Genomic DNA, 2,199 nt, shown 5'->3' on the forward strand with positions numbered 1-2,199 from the left:
GCAGCCGTGCGCTCGCGCGACGAGTTGCTGGCCGAACAGGCGAAGCTTGCGGGGTTGTCGCAGGAGATCGTCAAGTCGCTGGCCGAAGTCAGGCGCCTGTCGATCGATCCCAAGCTGGTCGAGGAGTTCGCCGGCTCGGTCGAAAAGATGCTTGCCAACCTCAAGCAGAACAACGAGCTGGTCCGTCAAAGGCTGGAAGAAGACAAGGCCTATCGTGACGGTGCCGAGGCCACAGCCGCCGCCGCGCAATCGATATTGCTGTTGTCGGAGACATTGATCTCCAACGCCTCTGCCGGCGCATCGGCGGTGACGGCCAATCTCTACGGGCTGATCGGCGACCCGGAGCGCCGCGAGGATGCCTACAGCGCCGTAGACAGGCTGATCGAACACGACATCTATCTGATGGAGCGCATGTACGAACTTCGCCATCGCAGCGCGCAGGTGAGCCTGTTGATCAACCGGTTGAGCCGGGYTGAATCGAAAGCCGAGATCAGCGAGATCAGCGGCATATTCCAGGATCATGTGAAAGTCATCCGGCGCCGCATCCTCAGCATTGACGATCCGGTGCGGCGCAAGCAGGGCATGGAGTTCTTCGGCGCCATTGAAGCCGCCGCTGGCGACGTGCCGGTGTCGGGATCGATCTTCGGCCGCCGCCAGCACGTCATCGACCTTGCTGGCGATCTCGACGCCATGGCCCAGGCCAATCGCGACCTTGCCGTGACGCAAAACCAGGTGGCCAGGGACGTCCTCGACCGCTCCGACGAGTTCGCCAAGACCACCGCGAACCGCGCCGACGACGCGGTGCGGATCGGTGTCATCGTGCTCATCGTCACTCTGGTCGGCGCGGTGCTGGTTTCAGGTGCGATCGTCTGGCTTTATGTCGAGCGCAACCTTGTCAGGCGTTTGAGCGGACTGTCGCGCGCCATGCAGCGGCTGACAGCCGGCGACCTTGATGTCACGGTGACCGACACCGGCGATGACGAACTGCGCACCATGGCGGTCGCAGTCAACCAGTTCCGTGATGAATCGCGCCGGCGGCTCGAACTGGAGCAGGAGCGCGAGCGCATCACCGACGAATTGAGGCGCCACCGCGAAGAGCTGCAACAACTGGTCGAAGAACAGACCGAGCAGATCAGGCAGGTCAATACGCAGCTGCGCAAGGAGGCGATCGACCATGGTGAGGCGCGAACCAGGGCCGAACAGGCAAGCAGCGCCAAGTCGGCCTTCCTCGCCACCATGAGCCACGAGATACGAACGCCGATGACCGGCATGCTGGGCATGATGCGGCTGCTTGCCGACACCAGGCTCAATCCCAAACAGCGCGAACACCTCTCGGTCGCGGCGAATTCCGGCGAAGCGTTGCTCGGAATTCTTAACACTATCCTCGACTACTCCAAGGTCGAGTCGGGCAGTATCGCCATCGAAAAGGTTGATTTCGATCTATCGAAGCTGGTCACCGGGGTGGTCGCCTTCATGCGGCCGATGGCGACCGAAAAGGGCCTCGAGCTGAGCCTCGAGATTGACCCGAAACTCGCGCCCGCCTTTACCGCAGACGCGGGTAAGATACGCCAGATCCTGTTCAATCTAGTCAGCAACGCAATCAAGTTCACCGAGCACGGCCAGGTGCTGGTCGAGGTCAAGCTCGCAGCCGACGCCAAGCAGGCGCAGAGCTTGCGCCTTGTCGTTTCAGACACCGGTATCGGCATCTCGCCGGAACGACAGGAGGACATCTTCCAGGCCTTCACCCAGATGGATGCCACAATCACCCGTCGATTTGGCGGCACCGGTTTGGGCCTGGCCATCAGCCGCGAATTTGCCCGGCTCATGGGAGCCGATCTGGTGGTCGGCCCGCAGCCGGGCAAGGGCAGTGTATTCACGCTCGAACTGGTGCTGGACAAAGCCGTCGGCGCAAACCTTGCTGCCGAAAAACACCGCCGCAGGCGCGTGCCTGCCTTGCTGCCACGCAATATCCTGGTGGTCGAGGACGACGATGCGACGCGGCTGGTCTCCACCACCTTACTGTCCCAGGCAGGTCACCATGTAAAGGCCGTGAGCTCAGGCTATCTCGCCCTCGAAGCGATCGCCGATTTCAAGCCGGATGTCGTGGTGATGGATGTCAGCCTGCCCGGCATTGATGGGATCGAGACGATGAAACGGATACGGGCTGAGCTTTCATCGCCCGGCCTGCCTGTCGTTGCC

Annotated in this window: 1 protein-coding gene; it reads left to right on the forward strand. The window is 62.1% G+C overall.

The genetic code is table 11. The features are described 5' to 3' along the window. Positions 1 to 2,199 (forward strand): ATP-binding protein (locus AC1DUU_RS30190; RefSeq protein WP_476786994.1); only part of this gene is annotated, 2,199 nt, incomplete at both ends.

It is taken from the genome of Aminobacter sp. P4_H6_2, from assembly GCF_056400805.1.